Genomic DNA, 20,569 nt, shown 5'->3' with positions numbered 1-20,569 from the left:
TTCGCGGAGCTGCCGAATCTACCCGAGGGGTGCTGGCTGCCGGCGGGGTTGTTTGAGTCGGCAGCGAACGCCGACTATTACACCGAACGTCTCGAGACACTGGTGGCGGGGGCGGAGCCGGCGGTGTTGCTGGCCACGCTGACCGGGTCGGAAACCGGCGGGCTGGGGTATCAGGAGGCGGTGGAGCATCTGGCCGCGGTGCACCGGGTCAGGTGCTGGCTCGATGCCCGGGAAGTGGCGCTGGAGGCGCAGTTGGGCCGCAGGGCGCTGAAGCAGTTGCCGCCGCCGGGGCCGGGGTGCACCACGTTCCGGCAGCGGCAGCTCCTGGCCGCGACGTCCGCGGCCGAGGAACTGGGCTGCCTCCTCGGCCTGCCCGACCACCAGGCCCGCGCCAGAATGGACCAGGCAGCTGACCTGCACCGGTTGTTCCCCGCCACGCTGGCGGCGATGGCCGCCGGGGACCTGGACCGGGAACAGGCCGCCATTATTGTCAGCCAGGGCCGGTCCCTGCCCGAGGACGCGGCGGCCGGGTTCGAACAGACCCTGTTGGGCCGGGTGAAGGGCAGGTCGCTGCGGTCGCTGCGGGACATGGCCCGGCGGCTGCGCGAGCGCACGCACCCGGAAACCATCACCAGGCGCCGCCGCACCGCGGAGGAACGGCGGAACGTGGGGGTGGAACCGGCGCCGGACGGGATGGCGTGGCTGAACGCGTACCTGCCGGCCGAGCAGGCCGCCGCGATCGATGACCGGCTCACCCGCACCGCCCACCACCTGCGCGGTGCGGCCGGCGAGACCCGGTCCAGGGGGCAGTTGCGGGCCGACGTGTTCACGGACCTGCTCGTGCACGCGGGCCTGGAGACCGGGCCGGCGGCCGGGATCCACGCCGAACCGGCGGTCACCGTCCCGGTGCTCTCGCTGCTGGGGTTGAGCGAGGAACCGGCCACGCTGGACGGGTTCGGGCCGATCCCGGCGGACACGGCCCGGCAGCTGTGTGCGGATGCGAAGTCGTTCTACCGGATCCTGACCCACCCGGAGACCGGGGCCCGGCTCTCCTACGGCCGCACCCGGTACCGGCCGCCGGCTGACCTGGCCCGGACGGTGCGGAAACGGGACGAGGTGTGCCCGTTCGCCGGCTGCCGCAAACACGGCAAGGCCTGCCAGATCGACCACACCCAGGCCTTCCGCGCCGACGGCGCCACGGGCGAAACCGATGCCGGGAACCTGGGCCCGCCGTGCGAGACCCACCACGGGCTGAAAACCCGTGCCGGCTGGAACATGGCCCAGCCCGCGCCCGGAGTGTTCGAAGTGACCACCCCGGCCGGCCGGACCTACACCGACCGGCCCGGCGAAGACAACGACCCGCCCGGCCAACCGGCCTACCCGCCCGCCGTCGCCAACGCGCTCCCCAAAGACCACCGGCCACGAATCCGGCCACTTACCGCACGCCCGCTCCACGGCACAGGCGCCGGTGGGCAGGCCGACGACGACTGGCTGCCGTCCTGGCACCCCGCCCGCAAAAACCGTTCAGGGACCGAACAACAAAACCGACCGCCGACGGCCAGCTGGCAGGACCCATCGTCACCAAACCAACAGCAGGACCCGAGGCCCTTCTAGGAAGGCGAACATCTCCGGTCGGGCCGGGACGGCTTATTCGCGCAGGACCACGTCCGAAGCTTCGGTGGACCGGTCGGTGACAGTGGTGGGAGATTCCAGATGCACGGCGCCGGAGGGCAGGATGCCGGCGCCGCCATAGCGCTCCATGACTTTCAATTGCGCCACCACATCCTCGCCCGCGTGATCGGGCGGCAGGTCCCGCCAGAACTCGAAGCCGCCGCAGTCCAGCAAGGCGTCCCTCCGGTACAGCACGCAGCCGCCGGCCCAGGCAATCTTGTATAGCCGCCAGCCGCCGTCGGCAATCCCCAACTCAGCGGCGATGTGGGTCAGGTTGGCCGCGTTGTGCAGCTGCCACCGGGCGAACCGTTCGTCAGAGCGCCGGATGCGCTCCGGGGACACCGGGCCATCCCACAGTTCGAAGGGTTCCTGCTCCCCCGGTCGGACATCGTCCAGAAACGACATTCCTTGCACGGCGGCACCGATAAACCCGCAGCCTTCCTGCCGGATGGCCGCAGTCATTCGTGCCAGCATGCCCGGCTCCAGCCACACATCATTGTCCAGGAACAGCACGAGTTCGGCGGTGGCAAGACCCAGCAAGAAGTCGCGCTGCTCGGCCAAGCCGCGCCGGGGCAGATGCCGTTCCAGCCGGACCGGCCGGCCTTGGGCCTCCAGCACCCGCGTCATCGCGGCGACTGCGGGGTGTTCCCAGGCGGGCGCTCCGTCGGACTGATCGCTGATCACCACGGAGAACGCCGGGCCGTCCTGGGACGCCAGGCCGGAGAGCGTCACCGCCAGCTCGGCTTCGCGGCCGTAGCTGGGCACCAGCACATCCAGCTCCGGACCTGGTTCCGGAGGTGGCACGGCCCAGCTGCCCGCGCTCCTGCGGCTCATGCCGGATCGGCCCGGGCCGCTGGCGTCGGGTTTGTGCCGGCCGTAGGCGCCGGGGCGGAACTCGTGGTAGGCGCCGGGGCGGAACTCGTGGTGGGCGCCGGGTGGGTACCGACCTTGGGTGCCCGGGTCGTACCGTCCGTAGGCGCCGGGTTTGCGCTGCCTGCCGGTGCCGAGCCACGGATGCGGCGGACCACGGCGGACGTGGAATGGTCGGCGACGTAATCCAGGATGCAGACTTCGCCGCCGCAAGCCTCAACCACCGCGGTCTCCTCGAGCATCTCCGGCGAATAGTCGCCGCCCTTGGCATAAATGTCCGGCCGGATCGCTTCGATCAGTGGGATGGGTGTGTCCGTGTCGAACACGGTCACATAGTCCACGCAGCTGAGCGCTGCAATGATGCCGGCCCGGTCCGCGGCGGAGTTGATCGGCCGGTCGGGCCCCTTCAGGCGCCGTGCGGACGCATCGCTGTTCAGCGCCACCACCAGCACATCGCCCAACTGCTTGGCCTGGGTCAGGTAGCGGGTGTGTCCGCGGTGCAGCACGTCGAAGCATCCGTTCGTCAGCACAATCCGCCGGCCGGACGCCCGCTCGGCTGCCACCGCCTGTCCGAGCTCCTCCGCGCCCAGCGCTGCGTCGGAAAAAGTGCCTAGGTGCGCGGCCAAGTCCGTGGTGCTGCAGACAGAGGTGCCGCGCCGGTGCACTACCACATCGGCGGCTGCTTGGGCCAAGTCCAAGCTAGTGCTCAGCGGAAGGCCCGCGGCCCGGGCCAGGGTCAGGCACGCCACGTACGTGTCGCCGGCGCCCGATGCCTGCTTCTCGGTGACCGGGGTTGCCCACGTGCGGTGGGTCCCGCCGTCGTGCATCATCAGGAGGGAACCGTCCTTGTCGAGCGTGACGACGGCGGCGCCCGCCCCGGTTGCCTCAAGCAGCTTGCCTGCCTGGCTGGCCACTGCGGAAGCGCGGTCCGTGTCCGGGTCCAGTGTCACACCCAGCACGGCTGCCGCCTCGGCGGCGTTCGGGGTGACGAGGTCCGGCGCAATCCCGGACCAAAGCCGCGGGTCGTGGGCGTCGACCACCAGCAGCCGGCCGCCGCGGTGCCGTGCCAGCACGCTGCGCACCGCATCACCCAAGCCGCCGGTGCCGTAGTCGCAGACCACCACTGCGTCGCTGCCGGCCAAGGCAGTGGGCACAGCCGCGGCCAGCCGTTCCTGGGCGGCTTCGGGCACCCGGTCCATGGTCTCGTCCAGGCGCAGCATGATCTGGTCGCCACCGATGATGCGGTACTTCGTGGTGGTCAGGACGTCTCCGTGTTCCACCAGCCCCGAGGTGTCTACCGCTGCATTCTGAAGGAGGGCGCGGAGCCGCCGTCCGGCGTCGTCCGGTCCAATCAAGCCGACCATACGCACCCGCGCACCGAGCGCGGCAAGGTTCAGGGCCGTGTTTGCGGCCCCGCCCGGGGCGTACTCCCGTTTGGTCATATCCACCACCGGTGCCGGCGCTTCCCGGCAGAACCGTTCGATCCGTCCGCTGAACCAGCCATCCAGCATCACGTCTCCCACCACGGTGACCAGCGGTGCGGTCTCGGCCAGCCGGGACGGCAGCCAATCGGCGAGCCCGGAGACATCCGACAACGGGGTGCTCATAGCCGCGCTCCGCCGGGCAGGCCCATATGGACCACCTTGACCGTGGTGAATTCGTCCAGCAGTTCGGGCCCGTAGCCGAAGCCTGCGCCGCTGTCCCGGCGGGGCTGGGCTGAACCGCCGGGCGCGCCGCCGAATACCGCGTTGACCTTGACTGTGCCGACTTGGAGCGCGGCCACGGCGCGGTGGGCATGGTCCATGTCCGCCGTCAGGACAGTGGCCGCCAGTCCGTAGCGCCCTTCCGACGCGAGCCGCAGCCCGTCGTCGAAGCTGTCCACCAGCTGGACCGGAGCCACCGGGCCGAAGGTCTCCTCCTGCATCACTGCCATCTGGCCGTGACAGTCCATCAAGACCGTGGCCGGGTAGTGCGCCCCGGGGCCTTCGGGCACCGCGCCGCCCTCTGCCGCTGCCGCACCGAGGGAAAGCGCCTCGGATACCTGCGCGTGGACGTTGTCCCTCAGCCTTCGGTCAACCAGCGGGGCAATCCCTCCGCCCTTGTTGCGCCTGCGGGCCTCGGCTGCGAGCGCCTCACCGAACAGCCCGGCGACGGCCCGGTGCACATAGATACGTTCCACCGAGGTGCAGATCTGCCCGCTGTTGGTGAACGCGCCGATGGCAGCCTGTTCGGCCGCCCACGCGGGATCGACGCCGTTGTCCACGATCAGGGGATCGTTGCCGCCGTTCTCCCGGATGACATGTGCCCCGGTGAGCGCCGCCGCCTGGGCAATCCGGGCGCCGGTGAGGCTGGAGCCCACGTGCGCAATGACGTCCACGTCCTGATGGCAGGCGAGCGCGGCACCCACTGCCGGTCCGCCGGTCAGGGTGTTCATGACCCGGGGTGGCAGCACGTCGGAGAGGATCCTTCCCAGCAACTCGCCCAAGTGCGGGCAGCGTTCGCTGGGTTTGTGAAGCACGGTGTTGCCGGTCGCCAGCGCCGCGCCGAGCAGTCCGGCCGCCACCGCCACCGGATCGTTCCATGGCGTCAGCACCACTGCCACGCCGCGCGGTTCGTTGACGGTGTAGTCCACGGCCAGCTGACCGCCGCGCAGGCTGCGTCCGCGGTGCACCGGGCCCAGCTGCGCGTACTGCCGCAACGTTCCCGCCCCGGCCATGACGCCCTCCCGGGCTTCGTGTTCGGGCCGGCCGGTTTCGCGGGCGTTCATCTCTGCCAACTCACCGGCATGCTCTTGCAGGGCCGAGGCAGCGGCTTCCAGCAGTTCTCCGCGGGCGGCAGCATCGGTGGCGGCCCAATGCGGTTGGGCCGCCTTGGCGGCGGCGACGGCGGCGCCCACTTCCTCGGGAGTTGCCTCCTCCAGCGCTCCCACCAAGCTGCCGTTCCTCGGGTCGTACACCTCCAGCGAAGCAAGGTCTTGGGCAATATCGGAATCGGTGGTCATATCGCTCCTCCCGTCCACGGCGGGTCCAAAGCCCCGCTGGTCTCTGGTCTGGGTCCACGTTCACGTTCACGCAAAGTGGGCGCTGCCCACCGCGGGCAATTCCCACCGACAGCAACGCCTGCCACATCGCGTGGTACTGGTCTCCTACCCCTCGCCGGGCGCTTTCAGACGCCCAACCGAAGCCGGATTCCTCCGGCCTGGCCTGAGTCTCCTCCGAGGCAAAACAGGTTTCCGGCGAGGCCGGTGGGTGCTTCCGGGGCGGTTGCGGGGCGGTTGCGGGGCGCCTTCGGGACGTCTCCGGGGTGGTTGCGGGCTCTGGCCAGCGGCCGTGATGCGCTTTAGGGTGAAGTGCACGAGGGCTCCCGCGGGCGGGGACGTACACGCGGGACCTCTGCGGCTGGACTAACCGGGCAGGACCTTCGCGGGGTGGGACCTCTGGTGCAGGACTTACCGGGCCGGCCTAACCGGGCCGGGCTGACCCCGGCTTCAGGGAGACAGGAAGCCACGGACCGCCGCAGAGCTGAATCCCCGGAGACGGACTACACCGGCTGCGGAGGGCGTGGATCCAGGAGGTGGAGATGACAGATTCCCCTACAGGCGGGGCCGCTTTCGGCGACCAGCGGCTGAGTGCCGAGGCCAGGCACGGCCTCGGCATCGGACCGGTGCTGCAGCCCTTCGAGGACGTACGCAAGATTGCGGTGCTCCGCGGCGGAGGCCTGGGCGACGTGCTGTTTTCGGTTCCTGCGCTGGAATCATTGGCCGCTGCCTATCCGGAGGCGACCGTGACCCTGCTGGGCACAGAGGCCCACGCAGCTTTGTTCCGCGGTCGGCCCGGCCCGGTGCACCGGGTGGAGCCGCTGCCGTTCGCGCACGGCGTCCGGCCCGGACCGGAGGACCCGCAGGCCGTGGCGCTGTTCCGGCAGCGGATGCGCGGCGAGCAGTTCGACCTGGCGGTGCAACTGCACGGCGGCGGGCGGTTTTCGAACCCGTTCCTGCTGGAACTGGGCGCACGGCACACGGTGGGTACCCGGACCGAAGACGCGGCGGCGCTTGAGCGGTCCATCCCGTACCTCTACTACCAGCACGAGGTGTTGCGTGCGCTGGAGGTGGTGGGACTGGCCGGCGCGGCCCCGGCCGCGCTCCAACCGGAGCTGGAGCCGCTGGCCGATGAGGAAGCGTTGCTGGCCGGGCTGCTCGACGACGGCCGGCCGTCGCTGGTGACCCTCCACCCGGGTGCCACTGATCAACGGCGGCGGTGGCCGGCGTCGTACTTTGGCCAGGTGGCAGCCTGGGCGGCCGATGAGGGGTGCCAGGTCCTGGTGGTGGGCGACCCGTCCGACGCAGAGCTGGCCGACGAAGTGGTGGATCGCGGCCGCGAGAGAGCCGGATCCGGTAACGGGGGCAGCATTAAATCCGTGGCAGGCCGCCTAGGTTTGGAGGAGCTGTCCGCGGTGCTGCGGGCCAGCGACGTGATGCTGGGCAATGACAGCGGGCCCCGGCATCTGGCCCAGGCCGTCGGGACCCCGACGGTGGGCATTTACTGGGTGGGCAACCTGATCATGGCCGGGCCGCTGGGCCGGACCATGCACCGGGTCCATATGTCCTGGATGACGCGCTGTCCGGCCTGCTCGGCGGACTTGACCCAGGTGGGTTGGACGGCGGAGCGTTGCCCGCACGAGTTCTCCTTGACGCAGGAGATCCGCGCAGAGGATGTCTACGCGAATCTGCGCCAGCTTAGGGCCACGAGTCTTCTTCTTCGTGGCAAATGACCATCTCCCGCACTTCGCAGCCCTTCGGCTGTGAGAGCGCGAAGATGATGGCGTCGGCCACGCGTTCCGGGTCGTTGAGCCGGGAGTCGTCCTGCGGCTTGTACTGCTCGGTGCGGTCGTCGAAGAACCTGGTTTTCATGCCGGCCGGGATCATGGTGGTCACGCCGATCTGCCCGCGGGTCTCGGCCGCCAGCGCGCGGCTGAAACCCACCACGCCGAACTTGGAGGCGCAGTAGGCGGTGGCGTCGGAGACGGCCTTGATCCCCAGCGACGAGGCCACCGTAACCACCCGTCCGTGCGCGGACATCAGGTACGGCAGGGCCGCCCGCACCACCGAGACCGTGCCCATCAGATTGACCCCAATGACCTTCTCCCACTCCTCGGCCGGAACGTCCTCCAGGCGGCCGCAGCGGTCAATGCCTGCGGCCGTCACCACGGCGTCCAGCCCGCCGAGCGTGTCCGCGGCCTGCTGCACGGCGGCCTCGACGGCGGTGCGGTCGGCGACGTCGACCTCCACACTCTTGGCCTGGCTGATTCGGCTGACGTCGCGGTCCAGCACCACCGGGGTGCCGCCGGCGGCCAGCACCGCATTCACGACGGCGGCTCCGAGCCCGGATCCGCCGCCGGTGACCAGCACACGGCCGGGGTTGGTTGCTGCACTACTCATGTTTTCCTCCTCGGATTCAGGGATGAGGGTTCTCACCAGGGTTAGCCAACCTTCGCCAGCGCGGCGGCCAGGCCGGTGGTGGAACGGGCCGGGTAGTAGGGCACGGTGACGGTCTGCCCGCCCCACGACTGCAGCAGTCGGGCTTCGGGCAACTGGTCGGCGGTATAGTCGCCGCCCTTGACCCAGATGTCCGGACGCAACCGTTCCAGCGCCGACTCCGGCGTGGATTCATCGAACACCAGCACGGCATCCACGCACTCCAGGGCCAGCAGCAGCTCGGCCCGGTCCTCCTGGTTCATGATCGGACGCTCCTCACCCTTCAGACGGCGGACCGAATCGTCCGAGTTGAGGCAGACGATCAGGCAGTCGCCCAGCTTGCGTGCCGCAGCCAGGGTCCTGGCGTGGCCGGCATGCAGCAGATCGAAGCAGCCCCCGGTGGCCACCACCGTTCCGCCGGCGTCGCGCGTCTGGGCGGCAAAGCGCATGGCGTCCATGCCGGGGCCGCGCAGCGGAACCGGCGCCGCGTCCTGGCGCAGGGATGCCACGCCGCCGGCCGCGAGGAAGGCAGCCGCCTGCCCTACCGCGTCCTGCACCGAGGCGGTCAGCGAGCGCCCGGAGGCCAACGCCACGGCCAGAGAGGCGGCGAACCGGTCGCCCGCCCCGCAGGTATCGGCCGCGCCCGTCGCGGGGGTGGGAATTGCCTGAGGCAGTTCCCCCTCCCGCTGGACCATCGCCCCTTCCTCGCCGAGTGTGACGACGACGGCGCGGCTGTTCCAGCGGGAGCGCAGCTCGGCGGCGGCGAGCGCTGCTTCACCGGCTCCGCCCTTCGCGAGCCCCGTTGTCAGTCCGGCCATCCGCAGCGCCTCCGGCAGGTTCGGCGTCGCGGCGGCCACGCCCTCGACCGGATCCGGGCCGGCCGGGTGCGGATCCCAGACCACCGGGATCCGGTGTACCAGCGGCGCGAGCGCAGCGCGCAGCGCGGGTGCGGCCGCCAGACCACGCCCGTAGTCCGCCACGATGATGGCATCGGCGGTCCCGAGCGCCTCAAGCATGTCCGGTGTCGGGACCGGCAACGGGGCCGGGGCACAGCCTTCGTCCACCCGGACCACCGACTGGCCGCCGGCGCGGATGCGGGTCTTCACCGGCGTCGGCGCACCGGACGGGCCGGCGACCACGCGGATGCCGGCCAAGGCCTCGCGCAGCCGCGTGGAGGCCTCGTCGTCGGACATTGCCGCCACCAAGAGGACGTCCCGGCCATCGCGGGCCAGCATGCGGGCCACCAGCCCTGCTCCCCCGGCACGGTAGGTGGTTTCGGCAGCGTCCACCACCGGCACCGGTCCGTCCGGGCTCAGCCGGGTAGCCGCGCCTTCCACATCGGCATCAAGCAGGACGTCGCCCACCACCACAATCCTCATGACCGGGCCGCCCCATCGTGAGGCCCGGGTTCCGCTCCGGCGGCGGTGTTCCCGTGCCGCGCCACCTCGGCGTCGAACGCCCGGCAGAGGGCGTGCAGCGCCATCAGATGGCCCTCCTGCACATTGGCGGGCAGCGCGTCCACGGCCACGTAGTCGTCGCAGAGCCTGGTCAACGGATTCGGTGCGCTGCCGGTCAGCGCCCAGCTGGTGACGCCGATGCCGTGAGCTGCCTCGGCCGCACGCAGCAGGTTCTCGCTCTTGCCGCTGGTAGTCAGCAGAAGCAGCACATCGCCGGCCCGCCCGTGGCCCAGCACCTGCCGGGCGAAGAGATGGTCGTAGCCGTAGTCGTTGGAAATCGCCGTGACCGCCGAGGTGTCCGCGTGCAGTGAGATGGCGGAGAAGGCCTGCCGTTCGCCGTCGAACCGGCCCACCAGTTCCGCGGTCAGGTGCTGGGCTTCCGCCGCGGAGCCGCCGTTGCCGGCCGCCAGCAGCCGCCCGCCGGCCAGCAGTCGCCGCGCCAGCTCGGTCCCCCAACCCGCCAGCTGGCCGGCCTGGGCTCGCAAGGACTCCACCGCGGGCTCCACTGCCCGCAGGTGTGCCAGCACGGCGTCCACCGCCTCGGTTCCGGTGTGCCGGCCGGGACCGGACGGCACCGGGACGAGCGCGGGTCCCGTCGGCCGCAGATAGGCTTCGGTCCGGGCCGAGGGGGTGGCCGCGAGGGGCGCGGCAGCGGTCAGCGCGCCAGTGCTGGCGGTTGTCGGGCTGCCGCCCGAAACTGCGCGTTTCACAGTGCCTCTCCTTCCAGTTGCCTGGCTCCGGCGGTGACTGCACCGGACCCCTGACTGATCGCCAGGTGGTAGGCCTTTTCGGTGTCGGCCGCCACCCGGTCCCAGGAGTAGCGGGTGGCGACGCGTTGGTGCCCGGCCTGGCCAAGCTCCCGGCGCAGCTGCGGATTCGCCAGCAGTTCGGCCACGGCCTCAGCCACCGCCTGCGGGTCGCGCGGCGGCACGTGCAGACCGGTCTTCCGGTCCACGACGGTGTCAATCAGGCCGCCGACCGAGGCCGCGACCACCGGAACACCGCAGGCCATCGCTTCCAGCGGCACAATCCCGAACGGTTCGTACCACGGCGCGCAGATGACCACGTCGGCACTGCGCAGCACCGGCGGAATGTGCTCCTGCGAGAGCTGCCCTCGCAGCACCAGTTGGTCTTCCACGCCGAGCTCCCGGGCCAGGCCGCGCAGCCGCTGGGCTTCCGGATCTGCCGCCAGCCCCGCTGCTCCGGCCGCCCCGCCGACCACCAGCAGTTCGACGTCGTCGATGCCCTGGTCCTTCAGCAACCGCACGGCCCGTACCGCCAGGTCGACGCCCTTGCGAGGAACCAGCCGGCCGAGCGTGACAATCCGGTGGGTCCGGCCGCGCGGTTCGGCCTCGCCGTCGGCGGTGAACAGTCCTAAATCCACGCCGCAGGGAGCGATGGACACGTTGCCGCGCGGGATGCCCATGGCCGCCAACTCGAACACCTCGTCCGAGCAGGTGGCGATGATCCGGTCCACATCGCGGCCCACCGAGGGTTCCAGCCAGGCGCGCTGTGCGGGGCTGGTGTCCTGGGCGCCCTGGTGCCGCCGCTTCACGGTGCCGAGCGCATGGAAGGTCTGCAGCACCGGCACCGAGCAGCTGCCCGGGCGGCGGGCGGCGTCGAGGGCAGCGACGCCGGACATCCAGAAGTGCGCATGCACCACGTCAGGCGGGTTTTCCGCCCAGTCGGTGCTGATGCCGTCGGCCAGCTGGCCCATGAACGGTAGCAGTTCGTCCTTGGCCACCGGTTCCGGCGGGCCGGCGGTGACGTGCACCACTTCCACCCCGGGCCGCATGGTGACGCGGGCGGGCAGCAGCGGGTCATCGCGGCGGGTGTAGACGCTCACGCTGTGCCCGCGCCGGGCCAAGGCTGCGGAGAGGGCCGCGACGTGCACGTTCTGGCCGCCGGCGTCCACCCCACCCAGCGCGGCCAGCGGGCTGGCATGTTCGGAAACCATCGATATTCTCATGGCTCTCTCCTCTCGTTGGCGGCGATGGCCCGTCCGTTATTGGTTGTGGTCTCGGCCAACAGGCTGTCCCAGTTGTCCAGGAAAGCCTGCAGCCCGTAGTTCTGCAGCGCCGCCTCGCGTGCGATCGCTCCGCGGGCCGCCGCCTCCTCCGGGTCCTTGAGCAGGCGGGCCGCGTGGCGGCGCAGTTGGTCCACGTCCGTGGAGATGGCCCCTGCTTCCGGCGGAACCGCGCGGGCCGCCTCAGTGCTGGCCAGCGCCACTACCGGCATGCCCAGGTGCATGGCTTCCAGCAGCGCCAGGCCCAGCGACGTCCAGCGCAGCGGGTGCAGGTAGAGGCGGCAGCGGGCCAGCTCGGCGTGCAGCTGGTGGCTCGGCAGGTCGCCGCGGACGCGCAACTGGTCGGGGCCCAGCTCGGTGGCAGCGGCCAGCTGGTCGGTTCCCATGCCGAACACGTCCAGCGGCCCCGCCTGCGCAAAGGCCGCCAGCAGGTCGGTCCCGGTGACGCGCCAGCGGCGTACCGGTTCGTTGACCACCACGCCCTGCCGTTCCAGCTCTCCGGTGTAGAGCCTGCCAGGGTCCACGATGCCGTGTTCGATCACCGTGGTCCGGGCCGTGCCGCAGTCCCAGAACAACTGGTTGAAGTGGGTGACATGCACAATCGTCATGTCCTGCTGGTCGGCCAGCGGGTGCAGCGAGTTGGGCACATCGCCCTTGGGTGTGTTGTGTTCCAGGAACACCGCGGGAAGGTCCCGCCCGGGCCGGCGGCCGAGCAGCCGCCCGCATTCCTCGATCTCCTCGGGCCGCTGCAGCACCACCAGGTCGGGTTCCTCGTCGCGCAGCTGGCCCGGCTCCACATCCCGCACCGACGGCGGCCAGTCGCGGCCGGCGCGGCCCAAACCCCACGCACCCCCCTCGGCCGTGGCAGGAAGCAGGTACTCGTGGCGGCCGCGCACAAAAGCATCGGTCCAGCCGCCGTGGACATGCCAGAGCAAAATCTTCACGCGTTCCTCGTCTTCCTCCGGGCGGACAGATACGTCACGCCGCGGGTCAGCCGCTGCACGGCCTCGAGCACTTCTTCTGGGGCCACATTGGAGAGGCAGGGATGCCCGGGGACCGGGCACATGCGGGCGCGGCTGAGCCGGCACGGCGCATGTTGCTCACCGAGCAGCTCCAGCGGGACTTTGTAGGGCGCCCAGCGGATGGCCGGCACCACCGGCGCGAACAGGGACACCACCGGGGTGCCCACGGCGGCGGCCAGATGCGCCGGTCCGGTGTTCCCGGTGACGACCGCGGAGGCTCCGGAGAGCACCCCGGCCAGACTCCGCAGGTCGGTCCGCCCACCCAGGTCCAGGGCACCGGGGACGGCCACGGTGGCTGTCAGTTCCTGTTCCTGCGGGCCGCCGGTGACCACCACCCGGTATCCGGCTCCGATCAGCAGCTCGACCGCGGCGGCGTGGTGCAGGGGTGGCCAGGCACGGGCCGGAACCGCCGCGCCGGGATGGACCGCGATATACGGCCCGTCGCCGGTCAGGCACGAGGTATCCGGGATGTCGCGCAGCTGCAGCCGGCCGTCGTCGCCGGCCGGTAGCCGGTAGCCGGCGGCTGCAGCGATGCCCAGCGCGCGCTCGGCCTCCGGCTGGTCCTCCGGAAAGTCCTCGCCCGGCCGGAGCCGCCGGTCCAGCAGCGAGCCGGCGTAGTCCACCGAAGCCCCGGTGATTTGCCCGACGCCGGCCAGCCGCAGCAGCAGGGCCAGCGGCAGCGGCGACTGGTGGAAGGAGGTCAGAATGATGGCCTCGGAGATCCGGGCCTTCCGCACCCAGTCGGCCAGCACGGCAACGTGGTCCTGGGTTGCCGGCGGCGCGGGATCCACGATCCACGGACTGGCCCAGCTGAAAACCTCGGCGACGCCGGGCAGCAACTCCGCGGCAGCCTTGCCCTGCGGGCCGCACAGCATCATGACGTCGGTGGGCCCGCCACCGTTGCCGGCCGCCACTGCCCGCACCGCCGGGCCGGCCAGCAGCACGTCTCCGGCGCTGTCCAGCCGCGCCACCAGCACGCGGCTCACGGGCGGGCCTCCAGCAGAAGGGATATGGCTTCGGCCAGATCCCCTGCCACCAGTCCGGCGGCCTCGACCTCTTCGCGCCGGGTCACCGGCGTCGGCACCAGCACGCCGCTTGCGCCGGCCGCGGCGGCAGCCTCGACGTCGGCCCCGATGTCCCCGATGTAGGCCACCTCGGACGGATCCAGCCCCAGCCGGCGGCAAGCCGCCAGGATCATCCCGGGCTGCGGTTTGCGGCAGCGGCAGCCGTCGTCGGGGTGGTGCGGGCAGACCTCCCAGACGTCAAAGGGGCCCAACAGCTGATCGACCCGAGCGTTGACCGCGTCCACCTGCTCCCGGGTCATCAATCCACGTCCGATGCCGGATTGATTGGTCAGCACTCCGCAGGGCAGCCCGGCAGCCCGGACTGCTTCGAGCGCCGCGCGGGCACCGGCTACCGGCTGGACCTTCGCCGGATCCGGGTTGTACGGCACATCCGTGACCAGCGTGCCGTCCCGGTCGAACAGGATGGCCCGCGGCGGAGAGACTGCGGCTGCACTCATACCAGCACTGTTCCCAGCAAAGCCGCGACCTAAACACTTTGCCGCTACTGGTTTTGCCATCCGCTTTCCCTCCCGCCGGCAGGAATGGGGCTGGAAGCGGACGCCGCGGGCATCTGGCAGGATGGGCCACAACAGGGTTGGAAGGAAGTGCACGGTGGCCGAACCCCAAGAACTGGAACGCGACGGACGGCCGGAGCTGTTGGTGCTCCGGGCGCTGAAGCTGGGCGATCTGCTGGTGGCGGTTCCTGCGCTGCGGGCACTGCGCGCGGCGTACCCGGAGCACCGGATTCTCTACGCCGCCCAGGCTTGGCTGCGGCCCGTCCTCGAACTGACCGGATCCGTGGACAACCTGCTGCCCACGCACGGGCTGGATGTTCCGGTTGCCTTGGCGCCCGGCCGGGTGGAGATCGCCGTGAACCTGCACGGCAACGGCCCGGAGAGCCGCGGTCGGCTGGAAGTCCTGCAGCCCGCGGTCCGCATCGGCCACCAGGCGCCGGGTTGGAACGGCCCGGAGTGGCTGGAGGGTGTGCACGAACGCGAGCGCTGGGCCCGCCTGCTGCAGTGGCACGGGATTGACGCCGATCCGCTGGATTACCGGCTCAACAAGCCGGAGGTGCCGAGCCCCTGCCCGGGGGCTGCCGTCCTGCACGTCGGTGCCGCCTACGGGAGCCGGCTCTGGCCGGCCGAGCGGTTCGCTGCCGTCGCCCGCGAACTGGCATCCCAAGGGCACCGGATCCTGTTCACCGGGAGCGCGGCCGAACGGCCGCGCGCACAGGCCGTCGCCGATCTGGCGGGACTCGGGCCGGAATCCGTCGTCGCCGGCACCCTGTCGCTGGCGGAATTTGCGGCCAGCATTGCCGAGGCCGCCGTCGTCATTTCCGTCGACACCGGCGCGGCCCATCTGGCCTCCGCCTACGCCAGGCCGTCAGTGGTCATTTTCGGTCCCGCACCGGTCGGCGTGTGGGGGCCGCCACCGGGTCCGCACACCGTTCTGACCGATGAAAGCCTGCGGCTGGGCGACACGTTTGCCGCGGATCCCGACCCGGCACTGCTGGCCGTCAGCGCCGAGGATGTCCTGGCGGCGGTGGCGCAGCTCCCGGTGGCTACGCCGTCCGCATCGGCTGCCGGGCCGGCGCTGGCTGCTCCCCCAGTACCCGGAGCTGAAGCTTGACCAGGATCCGGGCGAGCGCGCGGGACACCTGCATCTGCGTCATGCCAATGCGTTCGCCGATGCGGCGCTGAGATTCTTCCTGGAAGTAACGGTAAAAGAGCAGTTCCCGTTCCCGCGGTTCGAGCTCCTGGATGGCGCCCCGCAACATCAGCAGTTCCTCGGTCCGTTCGGTCCCGCCGTCCGTCACGGCCAGCGACTCGGCAATGTTCTGCCCTTCAGGGGTCCCGTCCAGCGATTCCGGCCGCAGGCTGCCGTGGCAATTCAGCGCTTCGGCCACCGTGTCCGGGCTTTCCGCGAGCGCACCGGCCAATTCCTGGAGCCGAGGTTCGCGGCCCAATCGCTGCGCAAGTTCCGGCGTCAGCTTGATGGCGGCGGTGCGCAGGTCCTGAAGATGGCGCGGCGGCCGGACCATCCACGAACTGTCCCGCAGATACCGCTTCAGTTCGCCGTGCACGGTGGGGACCGCATAGGCGGAAAAGTCGGCGCCGTGGTCCGGATCGAAGCCGCGGACGGCCTTGAGCAGACCCAGCCGGGCAACTTGCTGCAGATCATCGATCTCCCGGCCCGGACCCAAATAGTTGCGGGCAATTCCTTCGGCGATGCCCAGCTGCCCCAGCAGCAACTCCTCTTCCAACGCCGCACGCAAGGAACCCTTGGCGCTTCTCGCTCTGCGGAACAAAACCTGCAAGGCATCCTCGTCGCAATGCATCGGCAGACCACTCTCACTCAGGGAAGTGCGGGACCAGAACCACTTCCCCCAAGAGATCATAAGCATGCTGATTATGCAACAGGTCGGGGTGGGAAAATGCTCAAAAGCCTTTTCTTCTCCGCGGAGAAGAAGGTATAAGCCGCAGAAGCAGGCCGACGGTAGGCCCGGCTTCGAGAGCGGCCACGGCCCCGGGGCGAGTGCGGCCTGAGGGCCCGGACGGAGTCAGGACCACGGGGTGTCCGGCCGGTCCTGCGGGAGGCCGTCGACCACCAGGTCCACGCGCTCGTTAAAGAAGCAGAATAGGTCGCGGATCTTGGGATTTTCCGGGATCGGATCCGGATAGCTCCACATCACGTCGCGGACCAGGTTTTGGCCTAGCCGGACGGACCAGTACCGCGCCATACCCTTGTACGGGCAGCTGGTGACGGTGTCGCTGGCCTCCAGCAGGTCCGTCCGTACGTCTTCGGCCGGCAGGTAGTAGCGAACGGGCAGATGCGTTTCGAAGAGCAGCAAGGGCCGGATACTGTCGGCCACCTTCTGGCCCTCCAGGTAGATCTGGACCCGGCGCGAACTGCGCAGCGTATCCACCCGCTTATAGGGATCGCGTGCATGCACCAGCACGCGTTCGTCTTCCTCGTACCATTCGAGCTGCCGCCAGGAGAACGTCACATGCCCGGCCAGTTCGGCCAGGTCTCCGGTGGGGTTGGCGTGCTCCCAGGCGCCGGCCTCCGCCCGCTTGCTGCCCACGGCCACGTCCCAGACCTGCTGCCCGGCCGATCCGGCGCGCGGATTGGCGAGCGCACCCGCTGCCACGTCCTCCCGCGGCAGGTAGTAGGTGGGCAGTCCGCCCCGCCCGTACTGGACCAGCAGCCTGGCCCGGCTGCTGTCCGCCACCAACCCTCCGCCCAGCCGGACCCGGATCCGGCGGCCGGTGGGCTCCGCAAACGGCTTCTCAAATTCCATGGGGCACACGCTACTCTTCCCGGGCCCCGGCGGGCAGGGTGCCAGAATGGGAATTCACCCCAGTATCAGGAGGCTTGAGTGAGCACCGACGAACGTCGCGCCAACATCTACATCGACAAGCAGACCCCCGCGGCATACCGCGCCCTCAACGGCCTGGCGCTCAAGGTCGGCGAGGCCGCCGACGCGGCCGGCATGGACCGGAAGCTGGTCGAGCTGCTCAACCTGCGCATCTCGCAAATCAACGGCTGCGCCTACTGCCTGAACATGCACACCCGGCTTGCGCTAGGCGAAGGCGAAACGGCGCAGCGGCTGTCCGTCCTCCCGTCATGGCGCGATACCGAAGTATTCACGGACAAGGAACGCGCGGCTCTGGCCCTGGCCGAGGCGTTGACCGAGCTTCCGGCCCACCACAGCCAGGAGCGGGAGTACGCTGCCGCCCGTGAACAGCTCACGGACGAGGAGTTTTCCGCGGTCAGCTGGATCACGGTCGCGATGAACGCGTTCAACCGGGTCTCCATCGTCAGCAAGCACCGCGTCCGCCCCAACAAATAACCGACGACGGCGGGGGCGCACCTACCGAAGGTGCCGCACCCCGCCGTCGTGGCGCCTTGCAACTACCAGGCGGCGCGCCAGTACTGGTCCGCACGGGGGTTCCCGTCGCGGGCGACTCCGAGGACCTTCGCTGCGTTCGCCGGCCAGTGCGCGTCCTTCAGCGCAGCGCGGCCAACGCTCACGCCGTCGGCCTGCCCGGTGACCACCACGTGTTCTGCCTGTGCCGGGTCGGTCAGCAGCCCGACGGCGGTGACAAAGGAATCCGTGCCCTCCAGCGCCTCGCGCACAGCGGCAGCGAGCGGCACTTGGAAGCCCGGGCCGGAGGGTCCGTGATACGCCCCGATGCCCGCGCTGGAGAGGTCGAACGCGGTGACGCCGAGTTCCCTCGCCTCGCGGACAAAGCGGACCGTGTCGGCCAGCCGCCACCCGCCCTCGACCCAGTCGTCGCCGGAAAGGCGGATGGCCAGCGGCTTGTGGTCCGGCCAGACGGACCGCACAGCCTTAATGACCTCGCGCGCGTACCGGGTGCGGTTTTCATAGCTGCCCCCGTAGGCGTCTTCACGGTGGTTGGTCAGCGGGGAGAGGAACTGGTGGATGAGGTAGCCATGCGCACCGTGGATTTGGACGACGTCGAACCCGGCCTCGTCCGCTCGGCGGGCAGCGTCCGCCCACGCTTGGACCGACGCCTGGACCTCAGGGAGGTCCATGGCATGCGGCCGCTCCAACCCGAAGATGTCAGTCGTCGAGGGGCCCACCGTCTCCCAGCCGCCGTCGGCCAGCGGGATGGAACCCTCGGCCTGTGCGGGCAACCACGGGTAGGTGGAGGCCTTGGCGCCCGCGTGTGCCAACTGGATACCGATGGCTGCACCCTGCGCGTGGGCGAAGTCCACCACGGGCTTCCAAGCGTCGCGCTGCGCATCGTTCCATAGTCCGGCGTCCCGGTCGGAGATCCGGCCCGCGGGCACCACGGCGGTTGCCTCGGCGACCACGAGCCCGAAGCCGCCGGCGGCCCGGGCTCCGAGGTGCACCAGATGCCAGTCGTTGGGCACTCCATCGCGTGCGCTCACCGAGTACTGGCACATGGGTGCCAGTACCGTGCGGTTGCGCAGCATCAGTCCGGTGCCGTCAGGGGTGGTCAGGGTAGCGGGTTCAAAGAGCTTACTCACGATGAGCCCCAACCCTGCCGCCGCAACAGCTATTCCCGGGCGGCCCAAGACCGCGACTGGCGCGTCAGGCCGGTGCGGGAACCTGTGCGAGGGCGTCGATCTCCACCAGCACGCCCGGCCGGGCGGAGCCCACCTGGAGGACGGTGATCGCCGTCGGCACCTGCCCCCAGACCTCGGCGGCGGCTGCGAACCCTACGTTCGGGTCCTGTCCGGCGGCCAGATAGATATTCAGCTTGGCGACGTCCTGCTGCGTTGCACCGGCCTCCTTGAGGACTGCCAGCACGTTGCGCATTGCCTGCTTGGTCTGGCTGGCGAGGTCGTCGCTGACCATTTCGCCGTCGGCATTGACCCCGTTCTGGCCGCCCACCACCAGCAGCCGTCCGGGCCCGTCGATCAGCACGCCCTGGGAAAAAGCCGGGCTGCGGAACATGCCGGCCGGGTTGATGTGCTTCAGGCTCATGGCGTTCCTCCGTAGGTGCTCCGCGTTGAGGTTCATCACGCTAGGCCGTTACGGCGTCGGGCACCAGACCTCTGCCGCCGGAGCGTCCACGCCGGGCCGTGTTGAACCGGCCTGTCGAAACCGGCGTGTGAACATCATTCGTGCGGAACACCACATGAACGGTCTGTGCCGGGTATGAAAACATAGGGCATGCGCCCGATGCAGCACTCCAGCAAACTCCAGAACGTTCGATACGAGCTCCGCGGCCCGATTTTGCACGCCGCCAAGAAGATGGAAGCCGAGGGCCACCGCATCCTGCGGATGAACCTCGGGGATCCCGCGCCGTTCGGACTGGAGGCGCCGGAGTCGATTGTGGTGGATATGATCCACCACCTGCGCGGAGCCCAGGGCTACAGCGATTCCAAGGGCATCTTTTCCGCCCGCACGGCAATCTCCCAGTATTACCAGACCAAGGGCCTGATGCAGATCGGCGTGGAGGACATCTTCATCGGCAACGGGGTCTCCGAGCTCATCTCCATGACGCTGCAGGCGTTTCTGGAGAACGGCGACGAAGTGCTGATTCCCGCACCCGATTACCCGCTGTGGACCGCATCCGTGACGCTCTCCGGCGGCAAGGCCGTCCACTACCTGTGCAACGAAGACAACCACTGGTGGCCGGACATGGCCGACGTCGAAGCCAAGATCACCGGCCGGACCCGCGCCATCGTGCTGATCAACCCGAACAATCCCACCGGTGCCGTCTACCCGCGGGAGGTGCTGGAGCAGTTCGCGGCGCTGGCCCGCAAGCACGACCTGGTGCTGTTCTCCGACGAGATCTACGAAAAGATCACCTACGAGGACGCCGTCCACATCCATACCGCGTCCGTGGCCCCGGACCTGCCGGTGCTCACCTTCAGCGGGCTGTCCAAGGCCTACCGGATGCCCGGCTACCGGGCCGGCTGGGTGGCCATCAGCGGCCCCCGCGCCGAGACCGCCGCATACCGGGAATCACTCGAACTGCTGGCCTCGCTGCGGCTGTGCTCGAACGTGCCGGCGCAGCACGCCATCCAGACCTCGTTGGGCGGCTACCAGTCCATCGGCGATTTGGTGAAGCCCGGAGGTCGGCTGCGCGAACAGCGCGATCTGGCCTGCCGGCTGCTCAACCAGATCCCCGGCGTGAGCTGCGTCCCGGCCGCCGGCGCCATGTATCTGTTCCCCAAGCTCGACCCCGCCGTCTATCCCTTCGAGGACGACGAAAAGTTTGTGCTGGACCTGCTTGAGGAGCAGAAGATCCTGGTCTCGCACGGCTCCGCCTTCCATTGGCCCACGCCGGACCACTTCCGCTTCGTGATCCTGCCTTCGGTGGAGGACATCGAAGAAGCGGTGCGCCGGATTTCCTCCTTCCTGGCCATTTACCGGAAGAAGACGGCCGACGCCGCAGCGGCCACCGCGGGGTGATCGCGCCGGCAGTGCCTCAACATCCACGATCTTACGGCACTGCCCTGCTAGGCTGCTGACGTTTCGTCTG

General features: G+C 70.0%; 19 protein-coding genes. 5 read left to right on the top strand and 14 right to left on the bottom strand.

What is annotated here, in order from left to right; all coding sequences use genetic code 11:
• Positions 1-1,614, top strand: a 1,614-nt coding sequence (locus tag AB0N75_RS17905; protein ID WP_364652296.1) for a DUF222 domain-containing protein, incomplete at its 5' end; no start/stop codon positions are given.
• 33 nt (positions 1,615-1,647) lie between these two features.
• Here the strand turns inward: AB0N75_RS17905 and AB0N75_RS17900 are convergent.
• Genes AB0N75_RS17900 through AB0N75_RS17890 form a run of 3 tightly spaced genes read right to left on the bottom strand, consistent with a single transcriptional unit; the run spans position 1,648 to position 5,542 of the window.
• Entirely contained in the window at positions 1,648-2,475 is an 828-nt protein-coding gene (locus AB0N75_RS17900; protein WP_364652295.1) for a glycosyltransferase, read from the bottom strand.
• Between the two features lie 26 nt (positions 2,476-2,501).
• Complete coding sequence (gene rfaE2 / locus AB0N75_RS17895) at positions 2,502-4,148, bottom strand: D-glycero-beta-D-manno-heptose 1-phosphate adenylyltransferase (protein ID WP_364652294.1); 1,647 nt, start codon at positions 4,146-4,148, stop codon at positions 2,502-2,504.
• Entirely contained in the window at positions 4,145-5,542 is a 1,398-nt protein-coding gene (locus tag AB0N75_RS17890; protein ID WP_364652293.1) for an aldehyde dehydrogenase family protein, read from the bottom strand. Before AB0N75_RS17890 ends, rfaE2 (AB0N75_RS17895) begins: the two co-directional genes overlap by 4 nt.
• Positions 5,543-6,120: 578 nt before the next feature.
• On the opposite strand from AB0N75_RS17890, the gene AB0N75_RS17885 reads away from it, so the two are divergent.
• Positions 6,121-7,311 (top strand): glycosyltransferase family 9 protein, encoded by a 1,191-nt coding sequence (locus AB0N75_RS17885; protein ID WP_364652292.1) that lies wholly within the window; start codon positions 6,121-6,123, stop codon positions 7,309-7,311.
• Here AB0N75_RS17885 and AB0N75_RS17880 read toward each other — a convergent pair.
• The 7 genes from AB0N75_RS17880 to AB0N75_RS17850 form a co-directional block, all read right to left on the bottom strand.
• Positions 7,277-7,978: an SDR family oxidoreductase gene (locus AB0N75_RS17880; protein ID WP_364652291.1), complete on the bottom strand. Its 702-nt coding sequence runs from the start codon at positions 7,976-7,978 to the stop codon at positions 7,277-7,279. The two genes, AB0N75_RS17885 and AB0N75_RS17880, sit on opposite strands and share 35 nt — an antisense overlap.
• A gap of 41 nt (positions 7,979-8,019) precedes the next feature.
• Positions 8,020-9,393: a D-glycero-beta-D-manno-heptose 1-phosphate adenylyltransferase gene (gene rfaE2 / locus AB0N75_RS17875; RefSeq protein ID WP_364652290.1), complete on the bottom strand. Its 1,374-nt coding sequence runs from the start codon at positions 9,391-9,393 to the stop codon at positions 8,020-8,022.
• Positions 9,390-10,007, bottom strand: a complete 618-nt coding sequence (locus AB0N75_RS17870; protein ID WP_364652298.1) for an SIS domain-containing protein — start codon at positions 10,005-10,007, stop codon at positions 9,390-9,392. Before AB0N75_RS17870 ends, rfaE2 (AB0N75_RS17875) begins: the two co-directional genes overlap by 4 nt.
• A 170-nt stretch (positions 10,008-10,177) precedes the next feature.
• Positions 10,178-11,440 carry a glycosyltransferase gene (locus AB0N75_RS17865; protein WP_364652289.1) on the bottom strand — a complete coding sequence of 421 codons (1,263 nt, stop codon included), beginning with the start codon at positions 11,438-11,440 and terminating at the stop codon, positions 10,178-10,180.
• Positions 11,437-12,441, bottom strand: a complete 1,005-nt coding sequence (locus AB0N75_RS17860) for a glycosyltransferase family 4 protein (RefSeq protein WP_364652288.1) — start codon at positions 12,439-12,441, stop codon at positions 11,437-11,439. The genes AB0N75_RS17865 and AB0N75_RS17860 overlap by 4 nt, the downstream gene beginning before the upstream one ends.
• Positions 12,438-13,505: a glycosyltransferase family 9 protein gene (locus AB0N75_RS17855; RefSeq protein ID WP_364652287.1), complete on the bottom strand. Its 1,068-nt coding sequence runs from the start codon at positions 13,503-13,505 to the stop codon at positions 12,438-12,440. The genes AB0N75_RS17860 and AB0N75_RS17855 overlap by 4 nt, the downstream gene beginning before the upstream one ends.
• Positions 13,502-14,041: an HAD family hydrolase gene (locus AB0N75_RS17850; protein WP_364652286.1), complete on the bottom strand. Its 540-nt coding sequence runs from the start codon at positions 14,039-14,041 to the stop codon at positions 13,502-13,504. The genes AB0N75_RS17855 and AB0N75_RS17850 overlap by 4 nt, the downstream gene beginning before the upstream one ends.
• A gap of 154 nt (positions 14,042-14,195) precedes the next feature.
• Between AB0N75_RS17850 and AB0N75_RS17845 the strand changes: the two genes are divergently transcribed.
• A complete protein-coding gene (locus tag AB0N75_RS17845) occupies positions 14,196-15,212 on the top strand; it encodes a glycosyltransferase family 9 protein (RefSeq protein ID WP_364652285.1) in 1,017 nt (338 codons plus the stop codon).
• Here the strand turns inward: AB0N75_RS17845 and AB0N75_RS17840 are convergent.
• Positions 15,145-15,846, bottom strand: coding sequence for a sigma-70 family RNA polymerase sigma factor (locus tag AB0N75_RS17840; protein WP_364652284.1), 702 nt, complete (start codon positions 15,844-15,846; stop codon positions 15,145-15,147). The two genes, AB0N75_RS17845 and AB0N75_RS17840, sit on opposite strands and share 68 nt — an antisense overlap.
• Positions 15,847-16,143: 297 nt before the next feature.
• Entirely contained in the window at positions 16,144-16,884 is a 741-nt protein-coding gene (locus tag AB0N75_RS17835) for a DUF427 domain-containing protein (protein ID WP_364652283.1), read from the bottom strand.
• Positions 16,885-16,962: 78 nt separating this feature from the next.
• Here AB0N75_RS17835 and AB0N75_RS17830 point away from each other — a divergent pair, with 78 nt between their 5' ends.
• Positions 16,963-17,436, top strand: coding sequence for a carboxymuconolactone decarboxylase family protein (locus tag AB0N75_RS17830; RefSeq protein ID WP_364652282.1), 474 nt, complete (start codon positions 16,963-16,965; stop codon positions 17,434-17,436).
• A gap of 62 nt (positions 17,437-17,498) precedes the next feature.
• Here the strand turns inward: AB0N75_RS17830 and AB0N75_RS17825 are convergent, their stop codons facing one another.
• Both AB0N75_RS17825 and AB0N75_RS17820 read right to left on the bottom strand, forming a co-directional pair.
• A complete protein-coding gene (locus AB0N75_RS17825) occupies positions 17,499-18,602 on the bottom strand; it encodes an NADH:flavin oxidoreductase/NADH oxidase (RefSeq protein ID WP_364652281.1) in 1,104 nt (367 codons plus the stop codon).
• Between the two features lie 64 nt (positions 18,603-18,666).
• Positions 18,667-19,062 (bottom strand): RidA family protein, encoded by a 396-nt coding sequence (locus AB0N75_RS17820; RefSeq protein WP_364652280.1) that lies wholly within the window; start codon positions 19,060-19,062, stop codon positions 18,667-18,669.
• Positions 19,063-19,251: 189 nt separating this feature from the next.
• Here AB0N75_RS17820 and AB0N75_RS17815 point away from each other — a divergent pair, with 189 nt between their 5' ends.
• Complete coding sequence (locus AB0N75_RS17815) at positions 19,252-20,499, top strand: pyridoxal phosphate-dependent aminotransferase (protein WP_364652279.1); 1,248 nt, start codon at positions 19,252-19,254, stop codon at positions 20,497-20,499.
• Positions 20,500-20,569 lie beyond the last annotated feature (70 nt).

The organism is Arthrobacter sp. NPDC089319 (assembly GCF_040684925.1).
In the GTDB taxonomy this organism is placed as follows: domain Bacteria; phylum Actinomycetota; class Actinomycetes; order Actinomycetales; family Micrococcaceae; genus Crystallibacter.
Note: the sequence above shows the minus strand (reverse complement) of the source record. Positions and strands in the feature narration are given on the sequence as shown.